The sequence below is a fragment of the Methylocystis suflitae genome, from assembly GCF_024448135.1.
Classification (GTDB): Bacteria; Pseudomonadota; Alphaproteobacteria; order Rhizobiales; family Beijerinckiaceae; genus Methylocystis; species Methylocystis suflitae.
Genome location: NZ_JAMRYX010000244.1, coordinates 1 through 3,981, shown reverse-complemented (window position 1 = coordinate 3,981; position 3,981 = coordinate 1). Strand labels below are relative to the sequence as shown.

The following is a 3,981-nucleotide window of genomic DNA, read 5'->3' as shown; positions in this document are numbered from 1 at the left end:
CGCTGATGGCGTGTCGACGGAAAGGCTTCGTCGAGCGCGCGCCAAAATCCCAGCGCCCCGTCGCCGACGGCGAATCGCTCTGCGATCAATGTTTGCCCTGCCGGTTCAGCCCAGGGGCAGATCGAGGGGGCCACTGTGTCCGGCCCTTAAGGGTTACTTCATTTTATCGATCGAGCGCGTCCGGACAACCCCGCATGATCTTGAGGTTATCGCTTTTTCCGCTTTTTCTTTCTCCTTCAGCTCAAGAAGCCTGAGGAGACGGACGATTTCACAAGGCAATGGCGCAACGAGCGCGCTCTCTAAGGAAGTTGCGATCGCCTTTCCGAGCTGCTGTAGTTGCCTGATTTCGTCTTTGGCGCGTTCCGCCGTCGTTTGAGGGAATTCCAAGCACACAGTTGTCTCCTGCCACGAAATAGTGGTTTAGAAATTTTCGATCGAGAGATGGCGCTAGAGGCCGAAATCGGGGCGGACGCGCTTGCTGCGCCCGCGCCTTTCCTCCCAAGACTTGGTAATCGCTTCGGGTGAACCGCCCGGGCTTGGTTGTGCGCTCGTAAGGCTAACCGCTTTATCGAGCAAGCTTTGCAGTGCAGCGAGTAAATGTCGCGGTGCACGCGAATTGGCGATTTCTGGTCTCGCCGTGGGGAGCTGGAGACCATACCCCCATATTTTTTCTGCACTTTTCAGAAATGTCTCTGGGGTCTCCCCTGCCCGTTGTCAGGTGCGTCGCGACGCCGCAGCGGGGTTGCCTTTTGCTAATATTGCGATGCCAAATTATATTTGGTGCGGCGCACAACCAGCTCCTGCGGCCTACAAACATGGCTGCGCAGATCAACGAGAGGGATAGTACATGTTCTCGAGCAGCTCGAGCTTTAATAATGCTGTCCGGCTTTGCGCCAAGCAATTGGAAGCGACCTTCGCCGCTACAACCTCGATGGGCAATGGCTGGCATCAGCTTGCCAATGAAACGAATGACTACATAAGGCAAAGCTTCGAAATGGGCCGCACTCTCGCAGAAGAGCTTTTGGGCGCAAAAAATTTCGAAGAGGCTGCCCGGCTGCATGCCGACTTCGCCAAATCGGCGTCGCGAGAATTCTTGATGCAGATCACGAAGGTGGAAAATTTTTGTTTAGAGTTGAGCAAGGAAATTTTCAAACTGACTGCGGCGCTAGTGATAGGTGTTTCCTCACGCAACGCGTCTGGCGTTCCCGCTGAATGACAATTCAAAGGCTCAGGCTAATCACCCTCGAAGCCTCGGCTTCGGGGGGTTTTTGCGGCCGTCTGAGCTTTTTCCGGCTCTGTCGCCTACGTAGGCGCTTCAAGGGCGTGCATTAATCAAGCAGACGGTGTGGAAACTCGTGCAAATCCCGGCCGCTGGATTCCGTTTTCGCCTGCGGCACTATAGAATCCGGCATGACTCACATTTCCGGATTCGAGCGCTCGCAGCTCCTGCTTTTGCCGGAGGCGATTGACGATTACGTCGGCCTCGACAATCCCGTTCGCTTCATCGACGCCTTCGTTGACGGCCTCGATCTCGGGAAGGCCGGTTTCGCGCGGGTGGAGCCGAAGGCCACGGGGCGGCCGGGCTACGCGCCGGGCGATCTGCTGAAGCTCTACATCTACGGATATCTGAACCGCGTGCGTTCGAGCCGCCGGCTGGAGGCCGAGTGTTACCGCAACATCGAGTTGATCTGGCTGCTGCGGACGCTGAAGCCGGACTTCAAAACCATCGCCGATTTCCGCGCCGACAATCGCGCCGCGTTCAAGGCGGTGTTTCGCGCATTCACGCTGTTGTGCAAGCGGCTCGATCTGTTTGGCCGCGAGTTGCTCGCCGTGGACGGCACGCGGATCAAGGCGGTCAACAACAAGGACCGCAACTTCACCCGCAATTCGCTGGACAAGTTCATCAAGGCGGCCGACGAGCGGCTGGCGGATTATCTCGAGCGGCTCGACCAAGGCGACGCGGCGGAAAAGACGCCAGGCGGCGCGCGCGTGAAAAATCTCGCGGAAAAAATCGAGGCGCTTCGCGACAAGCGCGGTCGCTACGACGCCATGCTGAAGGACCTCGAACGCACGGGTGAAGACCAAATATCGTTGACCGATCCCGACAGCCGCGCCATGGCGGCGCACACTCGGGTCGCTGTTGGCTACAACATCCAGATCGCGGTTGACGCGAAGAGCAAGTTGATCGTCGATCAGCAGGTGACGAACCAGGTCGTCGACATGGGCCTGTTGCAGGAAACCGCCGAACCGGCGCGCGAAATCCTCGATGTCGAAAAGATCGATGTCGTCGCCGACAAGGGCTACTTCAGGACGGAAGACATCGCGGCCTGCGAGAAGGCGGGGCTGATGCCGCATGTACCGAAGCCGCAACGCGGCTCGTCGGTCAGCAACGGCTTCTTTCGCAAGGACGAATTTCGTTACGATCCGGAGCGAGACGCATACACTTGTCCGGCGGGGCATGAACTGAAGCCGATCCGCCATGGCAAGCTGCGCGAAATGACGAAGATCGACTACGCCAACGCCGAGGCGTGTCGCGCCTGCCCGCTGCGTTCGCGCTGTACTGACGCCAGTTACCGGGCCGTTTCCCGTCTGGAGCACGAGGACGCGCTCGACCGCATGGCGGCTCGCCTGAAGGCGAGGCCGGAAATTCTCGACCGCCGTCGCGAGATCGTCGAACACCCGTTCGGCATGATCAAGCAATGGATGAATCAGGGCGCGTTTCTCACGCGCGGGCTCGAAAAGGTCCGCGCCGAGTTCAGCCTGACGGCGCTCGTCTACAATTTGCGGCGGGCTCTCAACATTCTCGGCATGGACAAGATGATGGAGGCCGTGCGGGCGTGAAGGGAGCCAAATCGCCTTGTTTCGCCGCCAAAGCCGGTCAGTGGGGCGCTCCACGGCGCCCGGGAGCCGTCACGGGCCAAATTTTCTGGATGGAACACGAAAAACCCTGCCAGAGCGGCGGCCAGCCGCCATTCCCACGACGGCCTCCCGTTTTCACACGGTCTGCAAGACTTTCGCATAAGCCCCCTGCCCAGCTTTTCCAAGGGTTTCCGCGTTGCATAAGTCGGGTGCTAAACGCGCCGAGTAATGACGTGGCCGTCAGTCGAATTTGTCCGGCCATTGGCGCGCGCCGTGGACGACGGCCAGAATCTCGACTTCAGCGTCGCGCACGCGGTAGGGCACGATGAAGGGCGTATCGACCACGACCAGCTCACGCGTGTTGGGGATGCGGCCCGGACGCCCCATATGCGGAAATTCCGCGAGATTGTCGGCTTGATCGAGGATCGTCATCACGACCCGCGCGGCAACGGCGGCGGAATTGTCGCGCTCGATGTGGTCGCCGATGACTTCGAGATCGCGCAGCGCCGGGGTCGTCCAACGCACTCTCATGATTTCGGCGCGAATTTCTTCCTTACGCGCGCCAGCTCTTCATCGGATGCAAACTCGCCGCGATCGGCGGCGGCGATTCCGGCTTCGATCTTACCGAGCTGCCATGCGTTGAGCGCGACGAAATCCTCGACCGCGCGGCTGATGAGCCAATTGCGGGAGCGATCGGTTTTTTGCGCGAGATGGTCGAGGGCGTTCAGCGTCGACTCGTCGAGGCGGACGGTGAAGGGTGCGGGCATGGCGGTGGCGTCTCTTTGCATGGTGCGATCCGGTTCGCTTGTATTCTAAATGAACGGGATTCCAATTTGCAAGGTCTATGATGTATATGAAATAACCATTATATTACAGATACATATCCGCGCTTTTCTTTAACACGGCATTGGCGTTCGAGGGCGGCTCTTGCCTCCGCCTGAGACACGTAGACGGCTTGGCGTGTCTGTCCCGCCTGCCCGATGCGCCCCCATTCCCGGACAAAACACCACTCGCCGAACAGATCGGCTCGAATGTCCATGCGATAGAACCGGGCCATGTTCCGACCGGGTCCACTCGGCGAAGAACGACGGCCTTGTGAGTGCCGGACGTAAACTCCCCAAA

At 59.3% G+C, this 3,981-nt stretch carries 6 protein-coding genes; 2 read left to right on the top strand and 4 right to left on the bottom strand.

Translation table 11 applies throughout. From position 1 onward, the window contains the following. Positions 1-153: 153 nt before the first annotated feature. Positions 154-387, bottom strand: a complete 234-nt coding sequence (locus tag NEI07_RS19435; RefSeq protein WP_256036951.1) for a hypothetical protein — start codon at positions 385-387, stop codon at positions 154-156. Between the two features lie 460 nt (positions 388-847). Between NEI07_RS19435 and NEI07_RS19430 the strand changes: the two genes are divergently transcribed. Next, the gene (locus NEI07_RS19430) at positions 848-1,216 is read left to right on the top strand and encodes a phasin family protein (RefSeq protein ID WP_256036948.1); all 369 of its coding nucleotides are present in this window, start codon (positions 848-850) and stop codon (positions 1,214-1,216) included. Between the two features lie 194 nt (positions 1,217-1,410). Continuing rightward, positions 1,411-2,841, top strand: coding sequence for an IS1182 family transposase (locus tag NEI07_RS19425; protein WP_256036947.1), 1,431 nt, complete (start codon positions 1,411-1,413; stop codon positions 2,839-2,841). A 258-nt stretch (positions 2,842-3,099) separates the two neighbouring features. Here the strand turns inward: NEI07_RS19425 and NEI07_RS19420 are convergent, their stop codons facing one another. The 3 genes from NEI07_RS19420 to NEI07_RS19410 all read right to left on the bottom strand — a co-directional run bounded on the left by NEI07_RS19420 (position 3,100) and on the right by NEI07_RS19410 (position 3,898). Then, a complete protein-coding gene (locus NEI07_RS19420; RefSeq protein WP_256036945.1) occupies positions 3,100-3,390 on the bottom strand; it encodes a type II toxin-antitoxin system RelE/ParE family toxin in 291 nt (96 codons plus the stop codon). Further along, entirely contained in the window at positions 3,387-3,626 is a 240-nt protein-coding gene (locus NEI07_RS19415) for a CopG family ribbon-helix-helix protein (protein WP_256036953.1), read from the bottom strand. The genes NEI07_RS19420 and NEI07_RS19415 overlap by 4 nt, the downstream gene beginning before the upstream one ends. 98 nt (positions 3,627-3,724) lie before the next feature. Next, entirely contained in the window at positions 3,725-3,898 is a 174-nt protein-coding gene (locus tag NEI07_RS19410) for a WGR domain-containing protein (protein ID WP_256036952.1), read from the bottom strand. Between the last annotated feature and the right edge of the window lie 83 nt (positions 3,899-3,981).

Coding starts and splice junctions, on each gene's coding strand:
- NEI07_RS19410 (WP_256036952.1), bottom strand. CDS start 3,898: ATGGACATTCGAGCCGATCTGTTCGGCGAGTGGTGTTTTGTCCGGGAA.
- NEI07_RS19420 (WP_256036945.1), bottom strand. CDS start 3,390: ATGAGAGTGCGTTGGACGACCCCGGCGCTGCGCGATCTCGAAGTCATC.
- NEI07_RS19425 (WP_256036947.1), top strand. CDS start 1,411: ATGACTCACATTTCCGGATTCGAGCGCTCGCAGCTCCTGCTTTTGCCG.
- NEI07_RS19430 (WP_256036948.1), top strand. CDS start 848: ATGTTCTCGAGCAGCTCGAGCTTTAATAATGCTGTCCGGCTTTGCGCC.
- NEI07_RS19415 (WP_256036953.1), bottom strand. CDS start 3,626: ATGCCCGCACCCTTCACCGTCCGCCTCGACGAGTCGACGCTGAACGCC.